Origin of the sequence: Bacillus sp. SW14, from assembly GCF_047608225.1 — a bacterium.
Taxonomy (GTDB): Bacteria; Bacillota; Bacilli; order Bacillales; family Bacillaceae; genus Bacillus; species Bacillus subtilis_G.
On record NZ_JBLKRW010000001.1, the window covers coordinates 478,069 to 497,986 of the forward strand.

At 46.9% G+C, this 19,918-nt stretch carries 17 protein-coding genes and 1 pseudogene; 11 read left to right on the forward strand and 7 right to left on the reverse strand.

Annotated features, from left to right (window positions below; genetic code table 11):
* Positions 1-4 precede the first annotated feature (4 nt).
* From ACMX2I_RS02475 to sboA, 6 genes are all read right to left on the reverse strand, one after another.
* Positions 5-1,165, reverse strand: a complete 1,161-nt coding sequence (locus tag ACMX2I_RS02475) for an insulinase family protein (RefSeq protein WP_414958283.1) — start codon at positions 1,163-1,165, stop codon at positions 5-7.
* Positions 1,155-2,465: an antilisterial bacteriocin subtilosin biosynthesis protein AlbD gene (albD, locus tag ACMX2I_RS02480; protein WP_414956073.1), complete on the reverse strand. Its 1,311-nt coding sequence runs from the start codon at positions 2,463-2,465 to the stop codon at positions 1,155-1,157. Before albD ends, ACMX2I_RS02475 begins: the two co-directional genes overlap by 11 nt.
* Positions 2,458-3,177 carry an ATP-binding cassette domain-containing protein gene (locus ACMX2I_RS02485; RefSeq protein WP_414956074.1) on the reverse strand — a complete coding sequence of 240 codons (720 nt, stop codon included), beginning with the start codon at positions 3,175-3,177 and terminating at the stop codon, positions 2,458-2,460. Before ACMX2I_RS02485 ends, albD begins: the two co-directional genes overlap by 8 nt.
* Positions 3,174-3,335 (reverse strand): antilisterial bacteriocin subtilosin biosynthesis protein AlbB, encoded by a 162-nt coding sequence (gene albB / locus ACMX2I_RS02490; protein ID WP_087992740.1) that lies wholly within the window; start codon positions 3,333-3,335, stop codon positions 3,174-3,176. Before albB ends, ACMX2I_RS02485 begins: the two co-directional genes overlap by 4 nt.
* A 12-nt stretch (positions 3,336-3,347) precedes the next feature.
* Positions 3,348-4,694, reverse strand: a complete 1,347-nt coding sequence (albA, locus tag ACMX2I_RS02495; RefSeq protein WP_414956075.1) for a subtilosin maturase AlbA — start codon at positions 4,692-4,694, stop codon at positions 3,348-3,350.
* A 132-nt stretch (positions 4,695-4,826) separates the two neighbouring features.
* On the reverse strand, positions 4,827-4,958 hold the full coding sequence (gene sboA, locus ACMX2I_RS02500) for a subtilosin A (RefSeq protein WP_087992738.1): 132 nt from the start codon (positions 4,956-4,958) through the stop codon (positions 4,827-4,829).
* 309 nt (positions 4,959-5,267) lie between these two features.
* Between sboA and ACMX2I_RS02505 the strand changes: the two genes are divergently transcribed.
* From ACMX2I_RS02505 to fnr, 4 genes are all read left to right on the forward strand, one after another.
* Positions 5,268-5,696: a DUF1934 domain-containing protein gene (locus ACMX2I_RS02505; RefSeq protein WP_414956076.1), complete on the forward strand. Its 429-nt coding sequence runs from the start codon at positions 5,268-5,270 to the stop codon at positions 5,694-5,696.
* Positions 5,693-7,363 carry an arginine--tRNA ligase gene (argS, locus tag ACMX2I_RS02510; protein ID WP_414956077.1) on the forward strand — a complete coding sequence of 557 codons (1,671 nt, stop codon included), beginning with the start codon at positions 5,693-5,695 and terminating at the stop codon, positions 7,361-7,363. Before ACMX2I_RS02505 ends, argS begins: the two co-directional genes overlap by 4 nt.
* A 133-nt stretch (positions 7,364-7,496) precedes the next feature.
* Positions 7,497-8,684, forward strand: a complete 1,188-nt coding sequence (narK, locus tag ACMX2I_RS02515) for a nitrate transporter NarK (protein WP_394715339.1) — start codon at positions 7,497-7,499, stop codon at positions 8,682-8,684.
* Positions 8,685-8,783: 99 nt separating this feature from the next.
* A complete protein-coding gene (gene fnr, locus ACMX2I_RS02520) occupies positions 8,784-9,500 on the forward strand; it encodes a fumarate/nitrate reduction transcriptional regulator Fnr (RefSeq protein WP_414956078.1) in 717 nt (238 codons plus the stop codon).
* A 33-nt stretch (positions 9,501-9,533) separates the two neighbouring features.
* Here fnr and ACMX2I_RS02525 read toward each other — a convergent pair whose 3' ends face one another.
* The gene (locus ACMX2I_RS02525; RefSeq protein WP_414956079.1) at positions 9,534-10,253 is read right to left on the reverse strand and encodes a YwiC-like family protein; all 720 of its coding nucleotides are present in this window, start codon (positions 10,251-10,253) and stop codon (positions 9,534-9,536) included.
* 143 nt (positions 10,254-10,396) lie between these two features.
* On the opposite strand from ACMX2I_RS02525, the gene ACMX2I_RS02530 reads away from it, so the two are divergent.
* From ACMX2I_RS02530 to cls, 7 genes and pseudogenes are all read left to right on the forward strand, one after another.
* Positions 10,397-10,873, forward strand: coding sequence for a Crp/Fnr family transcriptional regulator (locus tag ACMX2I_RS02530; RefSeq protein ID WP_202327914.1), 477 nt, complete (start codon positions 10,397-10,399; stop codon positions 10,871-10,873).
* Positions 10,874-11,091: 218 nt separating this feature from the next.
* Positions 11,092-14,778 carry a nitrate reductase subunit alpha gene (locus ACMX2I_RS02535; RefSeq protein ID WP_414956080.1) on the forward strand — a complete coding sequence of 1,229 codons (3,687 nt, stop codon included), beginning with the start codon at positions 11,092-11,094 and terminating at the stop codon, positions 14,776-14,778.
* Entirely contained in the window at positions 14,768-16,231 is a 1,464-nt protein-coding gene (narH, locus tag ACMX2I_RS02540) for a nitrate reductase subunit beta (protein WP_087992730.1), read from the forward strand. Before ACMX2I_RS02535 ends, narH begins: the two co-directional genes overlap by 11 nt.
* A gap of 25 nt (positions 16,232-16,256) precedes the next feature.
* On the forward strand, positions 16,257-16,811 hold the full coding sequence (narJ, locus tag ACMX2I_RS02545; protein ID WP_414956081.1) for a nitrate reductase molybdenum cofactor assembly chaperone: 555 nt from the start codon (positions 16,257-16,259) through the stop codon (positions 16,809-16,811).
* Positions 16,808-17,479: a respiratory nitrate reductase subunit gamma gene (gene narI, locus ACMX2I_RS02550; RefSeq protein WP_414956082.1), complete on the forward strand. Its 672-nt coding sequence runs from the start codon at positions 16,808-16,810 to the stop codon at positions 17,477-17,479. Before narJ ends, narI begins: the two co-directional genes overlap by 4 nt.
* 129 nt (positions 17,480-17,608) lie before the next feature.
* A pseudogene (locus ACMX2I_RS02555) lies at positions 17,609-18,237 on the forward strand (YitT family protein).
* 98 nt (positions 18,238-18,335) lie between these two features.
* Complete coding sequence (gene cls, locus ACMX2I_RS02560; protein WP_414956083.1) at positions 18,336-19,838, forward strand: cardiolipin synthase; 1,503 nt, start codon at positions 18,336-18,338, stop codon at positions 19,836-19,838.
* Positions 19,839-19,918 lie beyond the last annotated feature (80 nt).

Genomic DNA, 19,918 nt, shown 5'->3' on the forward strand with positions numbered 1-19,918 from the left:
CTCTTCATCCCCTTACTACATGAGCTCCGATATAATTGATATTTGCTATGAATTGTAATAGATCGCGGCACGTAACCGCGGAGATGCCATCCAGCAAGTCTTCTTTTTCACAGGAGAAGCGGCGCAGGATCTCCATATAGGCCAAGAGCCCTTCGGGAGAATCGAATTGCAGCAGCATTTCATTGCGTAAAAATTGTTTTGCCTGTTCCAGTTCCCGCTCATCCGTTTGAAAATGTGAGACAGCTTCCAAAACGCGCGGGGGAATTTCTTTTTCATGAAGCTGGTTCGTACATATGGAAACAAGCAGCAGATTGTTCATGATGTCGTAACGGGTAATGACATGATAGACAGCCAGATCCTTCTCGCGGAAATGCTTGAATAAAGCGGAATGCCCGTACTTTCCGAGCAATCCGTCTAGCAGCTGAATGTTGATATAATCGCTCTTATCTTTCATCTCCCCGCAGTTAAACCCGAGTGTCAAGACGGAAGGGCCTGCTGCGCTGCGTGTCTCTGTTTCAAAAACATGCCGGTTCACGGGTGTTCTTCCGGCCGTCATGGCAGACGTTTGCTGGGCATGTCCCGGAACATCACAGGCTTGTACGTGTCCTAATATGTTCAGCTGTTTTTGCTGGGACAATAAATCAACGATGAAGTCCGTTGCGTCGAGAAACCGTTTAGGATGGATCGCCTGTATCTTGTCTTTCCTGCCAAACATGCCTGTGCCGTACATCGGGTTTCCGAAGGCCTCCTCGACCAAACGGGCCGCCGAGTAGGAGAAGGGATCTGCGAATTTCTTTTCGATTTTCAGCAGCAGCTCACTCTTTGCCTTTTCAACGCCGACGGCTGAAAGAGAAGTGGGGAGGGACATGTCTGCAAATGTTTTTAACAGGGCATCAACATGAAGATTCCTGTTATATAGCGGGTGAATGAAACGGGTTCCGCAGGTTTTCAGCTGCTGGTCAAAAAAGAGATTCGCTGAATACATAAAGCGGCTGCCGGCAGCATAACCGAAAGCGTCAATGATTTGCTCCTTCAGGTGTGCGGCGGCGCCGTAAAAATAGATTGTTTCTTCTTCAGGTTCCGCCGCGCTTTCGATTGGTTTCAAAAAGCTTGCGGCGATTGAGATTGTTGAAAATTGATGAGTCTTCAGCAAATTAACTTCCAAGCCGTTCTCTTTTGCTTGTATCAAAGAAACCACCATCCTGTTTTTGCAGGTAATAGACTATGATCAGCCCGGCAATCGGAATAACCGCCAAGGAGACAGCGGTGCCGGCTAATGTGGCTAAGAAAAGGGGAAGACAAAATAGATAAGACCGGTATTTTGAGAATCCGCTCCAGAGCTGCTGCTCCGTTTGCCAGCCGAAGAACGGCCTTTTTTCATCAGCGGTTAACCGGATCAACGCTCCCGCCAGCAGCAATTCAATACACTGCATAAAAGTGAGGGCTGAAATCGGGCGGCCGCTGATGAAGCCCACAATCATAGCGACAAGGAGAAATCCGCCTGCCATTAGGCCTGAGTAAAAGCGATATTTTGCCCAAAACATCGTTCTCCGTTTAATCGGGAGCGTGATCAGCAGCATCCGATCGTTTTTTTCAATAGAGTACAAAAGGGCGATTGGCGAGCAGATCAGCAGAAGGGCGGAAATCACAATATAAATCACCTGCTGATCGAAGATGCCGGTGTTCAACATCTGGAACGAAAAGAAGCCGCTGAACGCCGCCATCACCACGTAATTTAACAGCATTGCTTTAGTAGACATAAATCGGTTCCATTCTCTCTTGTAAAACGAAAATTCAGATCTCCGCATAAAAGAATGCATCTTGCTCTGCTGCGGAGGCGCCTGCAGAAAGACAGGAAAATCAATGATCACCGCCCATAGCATGTGAACCGCGCATAGCGGGATCGTGACGGCTGGCATAAAAGCGGCGCTGAGGCATACACAGGCGAATACCGCCGCATGCAGGAGAAACATCCAGTTCTTCTTTTTGACGAAATGGTTGCTCAGCACAACACCGAATAGAATCGAATAAACGGTAAAAAACGAAAATCTGCCGAGCCAAAACAATGTTTGCGCCCCTGACAGCGTTCCGTTTCCAAATAAGAACAGCGGTAAAATAAAAAAGAATAACGTTCTTCTCAAACAGGTGTCCACAAACAGAACGACACTCTGGGCGAGCCAAAAGCTTAGTGAAGAAATCGGCAGCAGGCAGCTCAGCTTCATATAAGATTCCTTCCATTGAGATGCCACGGAAAGAAACACCATATATCCGTTCATCAAGAGGAGCGCGAGTAGGATATATGTTTTTCCCAATACCGATTCGTCAATACCGGCCTGGCGGATCAGCCCGATTTCAAACACAGCGAGAATCACAAGTCCTGCGGCAATACGGATGGCGTCCTTTTTCCCTTGTCGGCTATACAGCTGTTTGAACAGCAAAGACATGATGGGGAATAAGTTATTCATGTCCGATCACCTCAAAAAATTCCCGCCGCAGATCGGTCTCCTCTCCAATCGGAATGACCTTTTGGATCTGTTTGTTGTGCAGAATGGCCGCATAATCACAAAATCTCTGTACAACATCGAGCAGATGGGAAGAAAACAAAATGGTTCCGCCTGTCTCACAGTACTCGCGCATTTTCTGATAAAAGACCTCTATCGATTCCACATCCAAACCGACGAGCGGCTCATCCAAAATAAACAGGGGAGCCCGCAGCAATAAGCCTGTCATCAACACAACCTTTTGCCTGTTCCCCAAGGACAGCTCCGAAATTCTCCTGTTGATGTATTTTGAAAAATGAAAGGCTTCAGCCAAATTGGTGAACTGCTGCTCTGAAAAATCCTTTTGATAAAGCGAATGGACGAAAGACACATAGTCCTTCGCCGTAATTTCTGTAAACAGCAGCGGATAATCGGCGGCGAAGTAACGGTGAATCTTCAGTTGATCTGATGTTTTCTGCGGCATACCGGCCTCCGCTTCAATGCCGCACAGCGTAAAGCCCCCGCTGTAATTGCGGTTCACTCCTGTAAGTGTATTGATCAGTGTTGTTTTGCCGGCGCCGTTTACCCCAAGCAATCCGTAAACGGCGCCTTTTTCTAAGTGTAAATCCACGTGTTCTAAGATGACGTTGTCCCGTTCATACCAAACGGATACATCGTGTATATTCAAAATGCTCATCGCGAATCAGCCTTCCGCGCGCGCATCCCGAAAAGAATGGCAATCGCAATGAAGATCACCGTAAATAGATAATCACTTTTGACAAAATAGACGACTGCGCCGATGACAAAGATAAATGAAAGGATATACAGTAAAATTCTTCTTTGTGCTGGTGACAAATCGTTTCCCTCCTAAATAAGCTGGACCACGTCTTCTAATTGTTCATTTTTCGTCCAAGAGCAAATGTTTTTCCGGTGATATTTGTTAGCGTTCAGCCCTTTTAAGTAACAGCCTCCGCAATAGCCGCTAAACGGGCATTTGTCTTTCATGCAATGCTCGCTGAACCGCGGCGCCTGCGCTTGCCACAGTTTATGGACGAGAGGGGAGTTAAAGATGCTTTCATATGAATCATGAAAAATATTTCCCAATGAAAATTCCTTCGGAAAGAGCGCGCACGGACGTACTTCTCCGAACGGGCTGATCACAATGGACTTCCAGCCAGCGCCGCAATTTGCCGCTCGTTTTTTCTCATAAGGAATAATCGGAATCAGATCTTTAAACTCATCAATGACATGTTGCTCGTATTCCATAAATTTGCGGTGCTGCTCGGCATCTTTTGTGGGGTGGACAATATCCCTGCCTCTTCCGAAATCATCAACCCAATTGTAAGAAAACGCCTTCGCCCCGAGATCCCGAATTTTTTGGGCCATATCGTGGATTTCCCACATGTTTTTTTCGAAAACGGACATGGCGACTCTGACAAATATCCCGTGGTCACTCAACAATTTTATCGTTTTACAAGTTTGGGCAAAAGAGCCTTTTCTCCCTCTAAAGGAGTCATGGACCTCGGAGTTCACACTATCGAGAGAAATGCCGACAATGATTTTTTGCTTATACGCTTTCAAAAGCTCGAGGCTTTCTTTTCGCATGAGTGTTCCGTTCGTTAAGACAGCGACCTTTTTGAACCTTTTGCACACATAGTCAAGGATCTCATTGGCGTTCGGATGGACAAAAATTTCTCCGCCCGTAATTTCGCATGTCAATACACCATTGTCAAACAGCATATCAGCCGTTTTCTTGAATTGCTCAATCGACACGGTGCCGAGCGCTTCTGGCGAGCTTTCCAAATAACAGTGGGCGCATTTCAAATTACAGCGGTGCGTCAGCTCAAAGGTGGCGTGCAGCGGCATCGGAAATTCGTTGCTTCCGCTCGTGGTGATGGTTTGGCTGCTGGGCCGATTTCCAAGCTGGATGACCTGCTTGTTGAGGAGCATGTTGAGCATGTCGTAATACCAGTCCTTATGGTCTTCCGGTGATTCATCGTACACTGCGCATTGATCCGCCAAAATCTGAGCAGCTGTTGTTTGCCCCTCCATTCGCATGCAAAGCTCGTAAGCTGTTTTGTTAAGATCCAAATATTCAAAGTCAGAAATGGAGACATTATCCCGCAAATAGTCGATTTCTAGCACGCCGCCCTCAGGAAGCTGGTGAACTCTTACACTTTCATTAATAAATGGAAACATTTGCTCTGTAAACAAAATACCATCCCCTATACATATGATTCAAATGAAAAACGATTGTGTATGTATAACTAAGAGGTAGATTTTAGTTAAAAATTGTAATTTACTTAAAAAGGGCATAGCAGAAAGACTATGCCCTTTTGGAGAATCTTATCCCCATAGACCGAATAGACCTGTAGCACCGGCAATTTCAAAATCAGGGATAGGACCGTCCACTAGACAAACGGCTCCGATCGAGCATGTCGCACAACCTTTGTTTTCTACAATGACTGCTTTTTTCATCATTGGATCCTCCCTTTTTGTTTTTCTAGCAGATCTATGTTGTGCTTTTATCATAAAACTAATAAATTACCAATTCAATACATATATATTGAAGAAAATGTGAAATAGAAACGGTAGATTTCGGAAAAGTGTAACATTTCCTAAAGGTAACTAATAATATGATTTTCTCTTCTATTAAGGAAATGCTTTTTATGAGGTTTATCTTCAAATCTGATGAGCAATGATGGTAAGATAGAAGCAGTTGAAGTTTACAAACCGAATGATTATACTATTCAAGTCAAAGTGGAATGATGAAAAGGACGTGTCAAAATGAAGCAAGAGACACCGATAACACTCCATGTGAAGTCTGTGATCGGGGATGACGGAAACCAGGAAGTCATCGAATTCCGCACCACCGGATTTTACTATGTTAAACAAAATAAAGTGTATCTATCTTATTATGAAGAACACGACTTAGGCAAAGTAAAAACGATTGTGAAAGTAAGCGAAGGCGAAGTGCTTGTCATGAGGTCAGGCGCTGTTAAAATGAATCAGCGTTTCGTAACGGGAGCTTCCACAATTGCCAAATATAAAATGTCATTTGGTGAGCTTGAGCTGAAAACAAGCACAAAATCGATTCAATCTGATCTCGGTGAAGAAAGAGGCCGTATCAGCATCGCATATGACATGCATGTCGGAGACGAGCAGCAGCATTTACATCATATGACGATCACGTATGAGGGAGGAACTCACGCATGAACATTGCGGAACAAATGAAGGACGTGCTGAAAGAAGAAATCAAAGCGGCCGTTCTGAAAGCGGGGTTGGCTGAAGAAAGCCAGATTCCGAATGTCGTTTTAGAAACACCAAAAGATAAAACACATGGCGATTATTCAACAAATATGGCGATGCAGCTGGCAAGAATCGCCAAAAAAGCGCCGCGCCAAATTGCTGAAGAGATTGTCGCCCATTTTGATAAAGGGAAGGCTTCAATTGAAAAACTAGATATCGCCGGCCCGGGTTTTATCAATTTCTATATGAACAATCACTATTTAACGAAGCTGATTCCGTCTGTGTTAAAAGCGGGAGAAGCGTACGGGGAAACGAATATCGGAAACGGTGAGCGAGTTCAGGTAGAATTCGTATCAGCGAATCCGACGGGAGACCTTCACCTTGGCCATGCGCGCGGTGCGGCTGTCGGCGATTCTTTGTGCAATGTGCTTTCAAAAGCGGGTTACGATGTGAGCCGCGAATACTACATTAACGATGCGGGAAACCAAATCAACAACCTTGCGCTTTCTGTTGAAGTCCGTTACTTTGAGGCGCTCGGCTTGGAAAAACCGATGCCGGAGGACGGCTACCGCGGCGAGGATATCATTGCGATCGGAAAGCGTCTCGCTGAGGAATACGGCGACCGTTTCGTCAACGAAGACGAAAGCGAACGCCTCGTATTTTTCCGTGAATACGGCCTAAAATACGAGCTGGAAAAGCTTCGCAAGGACTTGGAAAACTTCCGTGTGCCGTTTGATGTGTGGTATTCCGAAACGTCACTGTACCAAAACGGAAAAATCGACAAGGCGCTTGAAGCGATCCGCGAAAAAGGCCATGTTTATGAAGAAGACGGCGCGACTTGGTTCCGCTCTACGACGTTTGGCGATGATAAAGACCGCGTATTGATCAAGAAGGATGGCACGTACACGTACCTTCTGCCTGATATCGCATACCATAAGGACAAGCTTGATCGCGGCTTTGATAAGCTGATCAACGTTTGGGGAGCCGATCACCACGGCTATATCCCGCGTATGAAAGCGGCAATCGAAGCGCTGGGCTATGAAAAAGGAACGCTTGAAGTAGAAATCATTCAGCTCGTTCACCTTTACAAAAACGGCGAGAAAATGAAAATGAGCAAACGGACGGGTAAAGCGGTAACGATGCGCGACCTGATTGAAGAAGTCGGCTTGGATGCCGTGCGTTACTTCTTTGCGATGCGCAGTGCGGATACGCATATGGATTTTGACTTAGATCTTGCTGTATCAACATCTAACGAAAACCCTGTGTATTACGCGCAATACGCACATGCCCGTATTTGCAGCATGCTTCGCCAAGGGGAAGAGCAGGGACTAAAGCCGGCGGCGGATCTGGATTTCAGCCATATTCAATCAGAAAAAGAATATGACCTGCTGAAAACGATCGGCGGCTTCCCAGAGGCAGTGGCGGAAGCGGCGGAAAAACGAATTCCGCACCGCGTCACAAATTATATTTATGATCTGGCTTCTGCTTTGCACAGTTTCTATAACGCGGAGAAAGTCATCGATCCTGAAAATGAAGAGAAAAGCCGCGAGCGCCTTGCATTAATGAAGGCCACGCAAATTACACTGAACAATGCGCTTCAGCTGATCGGCGTATCGGCTCCGGAAAAAATGTAATCATGATGAAAAGACAAAGTCTTCGGGCTTTGTCTTTTTTTATATGTAAAACGTGTGATGTAATTCACAATCCTGTTTGCCGAGTTTTTGTATGATAGGACTGATTATTGAATCATTGAAAGGGGAAAGCCGAATGATTAACCGTCAACATATTCAATTATCGTTACAGTCATTAAGCTTGGTGGCAGGATTTATGGTTTGGGTGCTGATTTCATCACTCATTTCCCAAATCACATTAGATATTCATTTAAGCAAAGGCGAGATTTCTATAGTGACGGCGATTCCCGTGATCCTCGGGTCGCTTCTCCGCATTCCTTTAGGGTATTTAACGAACAGGTTTGGCGCGCGGCTGATGTTTATGATCAGCTTCATCCTGCTTTTGTTTCCGGTGTTTTGGATCAGCATCGCGGATTCTTTGTTTGATTTAATCGCAGGCGGTTTTTTCTTAGGGATCGGAGGGGCAGTATTCTCCATTGGGGTGACATCCCTTCCGAAGTATTATCCGAAAGAAAAGCACGGTTTCGTCAATGGAATTTACGGGGCCGGAAACATCGGAACCGCGATTACCACATTTGCGGCGCCGGTTATCGCCCAGACTGCGGGATGGAAAGCAACCGTGCAGATGTATATGGTTCTGCTGGCTGTTTTCGCGTTGCTGCACGTTTTGTTTGGCGACCGGCATGAGAAGAAAGTAAATGTTTCCGTAAAAGCTCAAATCAAAACCGTTTACCGAAATCACGTCCTCTGGTTTCTAAGCCTGTTTTATTTTATTACGTTTGGCGCCTTTGTCGCCTTCACCATCTATCTCCCGAACTTTCTGGTAGCGCACTTTGGTCTTAATCCTGCGGACGCCGGTTTGCGGACGGCCGGCTTTATTGCCGTCTCCACGCTGCTCAGGCCTGCGGGCGGATTCTTGGCTGACAAATTGAGCCCGCTCCGCATCCTGATGTTCGTTTTTGCGGGACTTACATTATCAGGCATTATCTTATCGTTCTCGCCGACGATCGGCCTTTATACGTTTGGGTCAATAACAGTGGCGGTCTGCTCAGGTATAGGAAACGGAACCGTTTTTAAACTGGTGCCTTTCTATTTTTCAAAGCAAGCGGGGATTGCCAATGGTATTGTGTCTGCCATGGGGGGATTAGGCGGTTTTTTCCCTCCGCTGATATTGGCGAGTGTATTTCAGGCAACAGGCCAATACGCGATCGGCTTTATGGCGCTTTCGGAAGTGGCGTTAGCCAGCTTTGTCCTTGTCATTTGGATGTATTGGCAGGAAAGAATGAAAATGCACACGGAGAGAAACAGTCAGAGCGTCAGCTAACACTGGTCATTCACAAGATTGTTAGTTTTTTCTCGATGGGTGCAAAACAATTCACGTTACAATAAACATACGCAACGTGACTTTCTTCGAGGTGAGCGCATGAATTTTCTCTCTGTCCGACCATCTGATAGTGATCTTCTTTCCAGCGATCTGCATGAATTGCTGGAATTGATCAGTACGAAAAGAAAAATGGAAAAACACACGTATTTGTTTCGGGAAGGAATGGATGCAGAAGAGCTATATCTTATTCAATCAGGACTCATTGAAATCGGCAAACTGACATCTGACGGAAAAGATCTGACCCTTAGAATCTGCCAAAAAAATGATATTGTCGGGGAATTAACACTTTTCACTGAAGAACCGAGATATATGCTCAGTGCAAAGGTGCTAGAGGATGGCGAGGTGCTCGTCATTAATAAAAACAAGCTGGAAAAGGAACTCATCCAAAACGGTGCTTTGACATTTGAATTTATGAAATGGATGAGCACCCACCTCCGGAAAATCCAGTCTAAAATCAGGGATCTGCTTCTTCACGGCAAAAAGGGGGCGCTCTACTCCACTCTTATCCGTTTATCGAACAGCTACGGGGTGGAACGAAGCGACGGCATTCTGATTAATATCGCGCTGACAAATCAAGATTTGGCAAAGTTTTGCGCGGCGGCAAGGGAAAGCGTCAACCGTATGCTCGGAGACCTCCGCAAACAAGGGGTGATTTCGATAGACGAATCCGGAAAAATTATTTTGCACAAGCGGGACTATTTACGATGCGAGATTGAGTGTGAAAACTGTCCGCTGGAGATTTGCAATATTGACTGAAAAAACCAAGGACCGCCGGCGGTCCTTGGTTTTTTATCTAGTGATAAACAAACACATAACAGCAAAAAAGAAGCAGGCATTCACGATTTCCAGAATGCCGATCGTTTTCGCGGGCCAATCCCTTCCGTGAAAAAACCATGCCCGCAAACTGCTTGGGATAAAAGCAAGAAATGCCGATCCTGCTCCGAGAAGAGCGGATAAAAAGGGGAGCAGCAGGTGATATCCCCATGAACAGTATGCAAAAAACCTGTTCTTTCTCTCCCGGATCACCGACTTTACATAAAAAGAACTCCCGATAAAAAATAAAGCAGATTGCAAGAAAATAAACCAAGCCCAGCCGTCAAGGGTTCCCGCCCCCAGCCAGCAGCTCGCAAGCCCGCCTGAACAAAAGAACAAGACACCCGCAATATCATTCACTAGTGCTCGTTCGTTTTTTCGGCGGGCATAATACGTATGAATGAGAAAAAGCGGAAATAAAGAAACGCCAACCCAGATGAGCGCAGGCTTATAAAAGACAGGGATCATCAAAAAGCAGCAGGCCGGAACACCGTAATAACATATCCACTTTTGATAGGATTTAATCTGTTTCTTCTTCATGGCGAGTGTGATGGGGTAGACCATCAAGTAAAGGAAAAGAAAGCCTAGGAAAAGCGGAAGATGCCAGAAAACGGGACCTCCTTTGACCATCCCAAGCAAAAATGGAATCAGCAGCATCGCCCATGCGCCGTGCTGCTTCGGAATCAGCGCCTTCATCGAAATCCTCCTTTTTTATTTGATTATAAATGCAGTCACTCTCCTGATAAGTGACATACATCATACAGGCTGTGAAATACATCACTGCCGTACAGGCTCAATCGAGCTACACTAAAGCTATCCTTAGCACAGGAGGCTTTCCTATGAATCAGTGTGACTATTTATTGTTTCTGAAACAACTCCCTATGTTTAATGAAGTGCCTCTATCCATTGTCGAAACTTTGCTGAAAAACGGGACGTTTATCGGCGGTTCATCTGATCATGCTTCATCCTTTCTGCATTCTCAATCCGTTTATATTGTATTAAAAGGCAGTGTCCGTTTGATGGACAGCAGGCTCCCTGAAGGATCGAAAACCGTTGCGCTGTGGGAAAAAGGCGATGTGTTTCCGATTGATGAAAAAGGCGGGCTGTATTTATCGCCTTTTATTTCAGTCAATGCCTCTTCGGACATTCTTATTCTCAAAATCCCTTTTTATATATTTAAAAAAATGATGACTTACAACCCGCAGCTGCAAATGAATTTTTTGGCGGTACTTCAGCAAAATGTCTTTTGTTCCTATCAATTATTTTTGCGTTATCTGCATACATCACAAGATAAAAACGCCGAGCCCGGTTCTTAAATAGAACCGGTTTTTTTGATCTTTGAATGAAAAGCGGCTAATGACTCAGGTGTCCTGCCTGAACGCCGCCCTCATCACTTCCTGTGAAAGTCTGTTCCTTCTTCTCAGTGTGAACATTTTGTGAAAAAAGCAGAGTGTGTGACATAGTTCACAAGAAAACACGCTGTCTCTGTTTATAGTGAACTTAGCATCACCTGACTCGGAAGGAGTGAACGCTCATGAAGAAAAAGAAAATGAGTCCGTTGTTTAGGAGATTAAACTATTTCTCTCCTATTGAACACCATTCAAATAAACATAGCCAAACGACCCGCGAAGATCGCGATTGGGAGAATGTATACAGAAACAGATGGCAGTACGACAAAGTCGTGCGCTCAACCCACGGTGTCAACTGCACGGGGTCATGCAGCTGGAATATATATGTGAAAAACGGAATTGTTACGTGGGAAGGACAAAACTTGAATTATCCATCAACAGGCCCTGATATGCCTGATTTTGAACCGAGAGGCTGTCCGCGGGGGGCCAGTTTTTCTTGGTATATCTACAGCCCGCTCCGTGTGAAATATCCATACGTGCGCGGTGTGCTGATCAATTTATGGCGGGAAGCTCTGCAGGCTCATCAAAATCCATTGGAAGCCTGGAAATCAATCGTTGAAAACCCTGAAAAAGCGAAGTCTTATAAAAAAGCAAGAGGGAAAGGCGGTTTTGTGCGCGCTGAATGGCCGGAGGTACTGAAGCTGATTTCAGCCTCTCTGCTCTATACAGTCATGAAATACGGTCCAGATCGGAATGTCGGCTTTTCTCCGATTCCGGCCATGTCCATGCTCAGCCACGCCTCAGGCTCCCGATTTATGTCTTTAATCGGCGGCCCTATGCTCAGTTTTTATGATTGGTATGCGGATCTTCCTCCGGCATCCCCGCAAATTTGGGGTGACCAGACAGACGTTCCGGAAAGCAGTGATTGGTACAATTCAGGCTATATCATCACATGGGGCTCCAACGTTCCGTTAACAAGAACACCTGACGCGCATTTTTTGGCTGAGGCCCGCTATAAAGGCGCGAAGGTCATTTCGATCAGTCCGGATTTTGCGGAATCCTCAAAGTTCGCGGATGACTGGCTGAGTATCCGCCAAGGGACTGACGGGGCGCTTGCAATGGCCATGGGTCACGTCATTTTGCAGGAATTTTACGTGAACCAAGAGACGGAACGTTTCATTGACTATGCGAAGCAATACACGGATTTTCCATTTTTCGTCACCCTGTCGAAAGAAAATGGCGCATACACAGCGGGGCGGTTTCTGCATGCGAAGGACATTGGCCGCAAGACAGAGCATGACCAGTGGAAGCCTGCGGTCTGGAATGAACAGACAAACACATTTGCCATACCGCAAGGAACAATGGGCTCCCGCTGGGACGGGCAGCAGAAATGGAACCTGCACATGATCGATGAAGAAACCGGGGAACCGATAGAACCCCGTCTCTCTGTACTCGGAATAGAGGACGAAATCGGCACGGTGCGCATCCCGTATTTTTCAGATGACGGAAACAAAGTGCTTGAGCGGGATCTTCCTTTAAAAAAACTGAACCTGAACGGCGAAGAGGTTTGTGTCACGACCGTGTTTGACTTGATACTGGCCAACTATGGCGTGAACCGGGGCATCGGCGAACAATCAGCTGTCTCCTATGATGATCCTGAGCCGTTCACGCCTGCCTGGCAGGAAAAGATGACAGGAATCAAAAAAGAAGCCGTCATGAAGATTGCCAGAGAGTTTGCCCAAAATGCGATCGATACAGACGGCCGGTCCATGATTATCGTAGGAGCGGGGATTAACCACTGGTTCAACTCCGATACGATTTACCGGGCGGTGTTAAATCTTGTTTTGCTGGTAGGCGCCCAAGGTGTAAACGGAGGAGGCTGGGCTCACTATGTGGGGCAGGAAAAGCTCCGCCCTGCTGAAGGGTGGCAGACGATTGCAAATGCAAAGGACTGGGAGGGCGTGCCCAAGCTGCAAAACGGCACCTCATTTTTCTACTTTGCAACAGACCAGTGGCGATACGAGGACCAGCCGATCAATGACTTGGCTTCGCCGATCGCTGCGTCATCCCGCTACAAGCATCATGCCGATTACAATGTGCTGGCAGCGCGATTAGGGTGGCTGCCGTCTTATCCGACATTCAATCAAAACGGAATTGACCTATACAAAGAAGCTGAAAGAGCAGGGGCAGCAACACCTGAAGACGTTGGTGCGTACGTGGCCTCACAGCTTCAAGAGAAAAAGCTGAAATTCGCGATTGAAGATCCAGACCATGAAGCCAATTTCCCGAGGAATCTCTTCGTATGGCGGGCAAATCTGATTTCGAGTTCAGGAAAAGGGCATGAATATTTTCTCAAGCATCTGCTGGGGACGACAAATGGATTAATGAATGACGACAGCGACAGCATCCGCCCTGAAGAAATCAAATGGCGGGAGCAGGCGCCGGAAGGTAAACTCGACTTGTTAATCAATCTCGATTTTCGAATGGCCGGCACGGCGCTCTATTCCGATATCGTGCTTCCGGCGGCGACATGGTATGAAAAACACGATCTCAGCAGCACAGATATGCATCCGTTTATTCATCCTTTTGCTCCGGCCATCTCGGCCCCGTGGGAATCGAAGTCAGACTGGGATATTTTCAAAGCACTTTCAAAAGCCGTTTCTGATTTGGCAGAAGAAGTCGATATGGAGCCGGTGAAAGAAGTGGTCGCGACGCCGCTCCTTCACGACACCATGCAGGAACTGGCCCAGCCGTTCGGCAAAATCAATGACTGGAGCAAGGGCGAATGCGAAGCCATTCCGGGAAAAACGATGCCGAACATCCATGTTGTTGAGCGGGACTATAAACAAATTTTCGCCAAAATGACAGCGCTAGGTCCTCAAGCCGCCCTAAAACCGAGCGGAACAAAAGGGATGAGCTGGTCGATAGCCGCTGAATATGAATCACTCAAAAAGAGACTGGGAGAAATCACAACGGACAGCGTTGCCAAGGGATGTCCGAATATAAGTGAAGCGAAGCAGGCGGCAGAGGCAGTTTTAACCTTATCATCCACTTCAAATGGAAAAGTCGCTGTGAAAGCCTGGGAATCACTTGAAAACATCACAAACCTGAAGCTAAAAGACCTGGCGGAAGAGCGAGAGGAAGAATGCTTTACGTTCGAACAAATTACAGCCCAGCCAAAAACAGTCATCACGTCTCCGGCATTTACCGGCTCGGAAAAAGGGGGACGCAGGTACTCGCCGTTTACGACGAACGTAGAAAAATTAATCCCGTGGCGAACACTGACCGGCAGACAATCTTATTATGTCGATCATGAACTGATGATGGAATTCGGTGAAACGATGGCGACATTTAAACCGATCCTCCAGCATCGTCCGTTTCTAAGCAAACGGCCAGATCAAGAGGGCAAAGAAATCGTCCTTAATTATTTGACACCGCATAATAAATGGTCCGTCCACAGCATGTATTTCGATTCTTTACCGATGCTGACGCTGTTCCGCGGCGGGCCGACCGTGTGGATGAATAAAGATGATGCTGAGGACACGGATATCAAGGACAACGATTGGATTGAGTGCTTCAACCGAAATGGCGTTGTCGTCGCGAGAGCGGTTCTGTCTCACCGGATTCCTAAAGGAATGGCGTTTATGCACCATGCCCAGGACCGCCACATCAACGTACCCGGCACAAAACTGACGAATAACCGCGGAGGCACCCACAACAGCCCGACAAGGATTCACGTCAAGCCGACACAGATGATCGGGGGCTATGCCCAGCTCAGCTACGGCTTTAACTATTACGGTCCAACAGGGAATCAGCGCGACCTGAACGTCGTCATCCGCAAGCTGAAGGAGGTCGATTGGCTTGAAGATTAAAGCGCAAATCGGTATGGTCATGAACTTGGATAAATGCATTGGCTGCCACACGTGCAGCGTCACCTGCAAAAACACGTGGACAAACCGTGCCGGTGCGGAATATATGTACTTCAATAATGTAGAAACAAAGCCGGGCATCGGCTACCCGAAGCAATGGGAGGACCAGGACAAATATAAAGGCGGCTGGACATTGAAAAAAGGAAAGCTCGAGCTGAAATCCGGCCCGAAAACGAATCGGCTTGCAGGCCTTTTCTATAACCCAAACCAGCCGTCGATTGATGATTACTATGAACCTTGGAACTATGATTATGAAACATTAACAAACAGCCCGCAGAAAAAACACCAGCCGGTGGCGCGCCCGAAATCGTCGCTGACGGGGGATTTCATGAATATCGAATGGGGCCCGAACTGGGAGGATGACCTCGCAGGCGGCCATATTACAGGGCTTGAAGATCCAAACGTGCAAAAGATGGAGGAATCAATCAAAACAGAATTCGATGAGGTCTTTATGATGTATCTGCCGCGTATTTGTGAGCACTGCATCAACCCGGCGTGCGTTTCCTCTTGTCCGTCAGGCGCCATGTACAAACGCGAGGAGGACGGCATTGTGCTTGTGGATCAAAACGCGTGCCGTTCATGGCGATATTGCGTCTCATCCTGCCCTTATAAAAAAGTCTATTTTAACTGGCAAACGAACAAAGCGGAAAAATGCACCCTCTGCTTTCCGCGCCTGGAGGCCGGACTGCCGACCATCTGCTCCGAGACGTGTGTAGGCAGAATACGCTACCTCGGCGTCATGCTGTATGACGCGGACAAAGTGGAGGAAGCGGCATCTGTTGAAAATGAAAAGGATCTCTACCATTCCCAATTGGACGTTTTTCTTGATCCGAATGATCCTGAGGTTGCCAAGCTGGCAAAAGAACAAGGCATCCCGGCTGAATGGATAGAGGCTGCTCAGCAATCGCCGATCTATAAAATGATCATTGACTGGAAGATTGCGCTGCCGCTTCACCCTGAGTACCGCACACTGCCGATGGTTTGGTACATTCCGCCGCTGAGCCCGATTATGAATCTCTTTGAAGGAAAAGGCAGCCAGCAATCTGCGGAAGATATTTTTCCGGCTATCGACCAAATGAGAATTCCGATTGACTATTTGGCGCAGCTTTTAACGGCTGGTGATACGGATCATATTCGGTCAACGTTAAAGAAAATGTCTGTCATGCGCCAGTATATGAGAGCGGTCCAGACGAATAAATCCATCGACCCGGCACTGATCTCCAGCGTCGGCTTAACAGAACAGCAAATTGAAGACATGTATCGGCTGCTTGCGATCGCAAAATATGATGATCGCTTTGTGATTCCAAGCAGCCACCGAGAAGAAGTGTCTGATTTATACGCTGAACAAGGGAGCTGCGGCTTATCATTTTCAGGCGGCCCCGGCTCTTGTTTTTAATTTTTGATAAATGAGGTGTAACAAGATGAACACCACAGACCGGCAAATCACGTTCTCCGCTCTTTCCTGTCTTCTGTCTTATCCAGACGAAGAGTGGAGAGCCGAGCTTCCCGATTGGAAGGCTCTTACCCATGAAATCGGCAACCGACAAATCCGGGAGCTGCTGCTGCACTTTTTCGAGGCGTCAGCCAGCTTTTCTCATGAAGCGCTGATTGAACACTATGTCTATACGTTCGACTTCGGGAAAAAAACGAATATGTACGTCACCTACTTTAACTCAGGCGAGCAAAGGGAACGCGGTATTGAATTGCTGCATTTAAAAAACACCTACCAGCAATCCGGTTTCCTGCCGACAGACAAAGAGCTGCCTGATTATCTCCCGCTTATGCTGGAATTTGCCGCGGTTGCGGAGATTGAAGCTGCGAATAGCGTGTTTGAAAAGTATTTGTCCAATGTGAGGGAGCTGGCATCCCGCCTCGAAAAAAATGCCAGTATCTATGCGGAGCTGCTGCACGTGCTACTGGCCGCGCTGGAACACATCGGCGTACGTGAAGGCGTTGAAGGGGCTGTTCAGCCATGAGCGGGCAGATCCTGTGGGGCGTGATGCCATACATTGTCATGACGTTCTTCATCGGCGGCCATATTTACCGCTATCAGCATGACCAATTTGGCTGGACCGCGAAATCAAGCGAGCTGTTAGAAAAGAAAAAACTTGCGGCAGGCAGCACCCTTTTTCACTGGGGCATGCTGTGCGTTATCGGCGGGCATGTCATGGGCATTCTGATCCCGGAAGCCGTGTACGCTTCCATTGGCATTTCAGAGCATGTGTATCACAAAATGGCGATTGGCGCGGGCCTGCCTGCCGGAATCGCGGCATGTACCGGACTTTTCATCCTGACGTACAGAAGGCTGTTTGACAAAAGAATCCGCAAAACCAGCTCGCCATCGGATATCCTTACGCTTATTCTGCTGCTGTTTATGATGCTGTCGGGCCTTGCCGCCACATTTCTCAACATTGATTCGAAAGGATTTGATTACCGGACAACAGTCGGACCGTGGTTTAGGGAGATCTTTTTGTTCAGGCCTGACGCCTCTTTGATGGAGAAGGTCCCGATATGGTTTAAGCTTCATATCATAATCGGATACGTCGTTTTAATCCTCTGGCCGTTTACGAGACTGGTTCACGTGTTCAGTCTCCCGCTCAAATATCTGACACGAAGCTATGTCGTGTATCGGAAACGCTCGTAAAAATCCCCCTTGCAAGAGGGGATTTTTTGAAAACATAAGATATTTTCTGCCAAGGCAATAGCTGGGCGGCCGGGTATCCTGTTATGTTTGTAGGTGGAAATGACATCATCTAAAAAAGGAGAGTGAAGAATGAAACGAATTTTACTCATTTTAACTGCTTGTCTTATCACAAGCGCCGGAGTTCTGACACTCAGACATTCTCACGTATTAACCGGCGGCACAGCCGGATTGTCACTAAGCCTGTCATACTTGTTTCATTCCTCGTTTGCCATGATCTTCTCTCTGGTCAATATTCCGTTTTATGTATTTTCTCTCATCAGAATGGGCATTACATTCACCTTATCCACTGTATTTGCAGTCACAACGCTGACTCTGTTTACAAGCGCGGATCATTGGCTGCCGTCTGTCTCATTTTCACCGCTTGCCGGGGCGATTTGCGGCGGGACGCTGATCGGGTTTGGCTTGTCGCTCAGGTTTATCATCAGGCATCGCTCGGGGGCGCCAATATTCTCGCTTTATTTCTGCAAAAGCGCTACGGATGGAATCCGGGTACAGTTAATTTTCTCTTCGATTTTGGCGTAGTGCTGGCCGGCATTTTCTCCGTCGGATTGCTGAAAGGCCTCTTCTCCCTAGTGTCGATTGCAGCGACGGGTTTGATCGTCGGCTTCTTCAAAAATAAAATCAAAAGCAGCTATTCACTCAAGCCCGGGTTACTCCGGAACATCACACCCGGCCAATCACAGGAAGCATCATCTTAAGCCTTTCCGCCTCGCGCGGAGGGGATTTTTTTGAAAGGTTTACAGACTAGGGAAAAGAGGTATAAGGAGGTAATTGAATCAGATTGGAGAGAGTGAGGATGCTGAAAAGGAAACTGGAATTTTTCTTTTTATATATCATGCTCATCGGGGCTTATATCATATGGTTTTTTCCGGTTTCCAGGCTTGAGTTTTACGGAGGATTGCTTTGCTATGTCAGCATTATTTTGTTCAGCATCTATTCGTTAATTCTTGAAAACCGCACCTCGCAGCACACGCTGTTATGGATCCATATTCTCGTCTTTTTTCCTATCATCGGCTATATGTTTTATCTGTTTTCCGGACAGCTTTATGTGAAGGGAAAGCTTTTTAAAACAAAACGAATGTACAACCGGGAAAAGCTCAGGAAGCTGTTTGACAGGGAGGAAACGCCGGAAGTGACAGGTCTTAAGGACAATCAGGAAAGGTTCTTTACGTATTCCATCAGGGCTGCCCATATGAATATCAATACGAAAAGCGATATCAAAGTGCTGAAAAACGGCGAAGAAACCTTTCCCGATATTTTCAAAGCGATGCGGAAAGCGGAATCTTATATACATATTGAATACTACATGTTCAAGTCGGACATGCTCGGCCGCGGCATGATGGACATTATGATGGAAAAAGCGCGTCAAGGTGTCGAGGTGCGGTTTTTATACGACGCCGCAGGAAGCATCAAGCTGGCAAGAAGAGATATCATGAAAATGAAACAAGCGGGAGTGGACATCGTTCCGTTTTCTCCGCTGAAATACGGGTTTTTCAACCAAAAATTGAATTTCAGAAATCACCGGAAAATCGTAGTCATCGACGGGAAAATCGGTTTTGTGGGCGGATTAAATGTCGGGAAGGAGTATATCAGCAGAGATCCGTATATCGGGTTTTGGAGAGACACTCACCTCCGGCTGGAAGGAGAAATTGTGCAAACGCTTCACGCCATCTTTATGCTGGATTGGGAATACGTCTCCAGTGAAGTGTTAATAGATCAAGAGAAATACAATATGCCTGTTCCCGTGGAGGGAGGGGGCATATATCAAATTGTCGCGACAGGCCCCGACATGAAGGAAAGCATGAGCGACCTCTATTATGAAATGATTACTTCAGCCCAGAAATCAATCTGGATCGCCACGCCTTATTTTGTCCCGAATGAGTCCATTCGCACGGCGCTGAAAGCGGCGGCGACAAAAGGAGTAGAAGTAAGGGTTATGGTGCCGGAGACGAACGACAGCTTTTTGACGCAATACGCGTCGAGGTCCTATTTCCCGGAGCTGCTTCTTGAGGGCATTGAAGTGTACTCCTACCAAAAAGGCTTCATGCATCAAAAGGTGATGATTGTTGATGGTGATCTCGCCTCGGTCGGCACAGCGAATATGGACATGCGCAGCTTCCAGCTCAACTTTGAAGTGAACGTGTTCTTCACGGATGCCGAAGCGATACACACCCTTGAAGACCATTTTGAAGAGGATATGCTGGACAGTGAAAAACTCACCCCTGTCGCCTTTTACAAAAGAGGGGTGACCGACCGGACAAAAGAATCCTTTGCCCGTCTATTTTCAGGCGTTCTGTAAGAAAAAGAAATCTGATCTTTAAATACAGACAGTGTATAGTATAATTGAGAAAAATTATCAGTTATTTATGCATTGGAGGA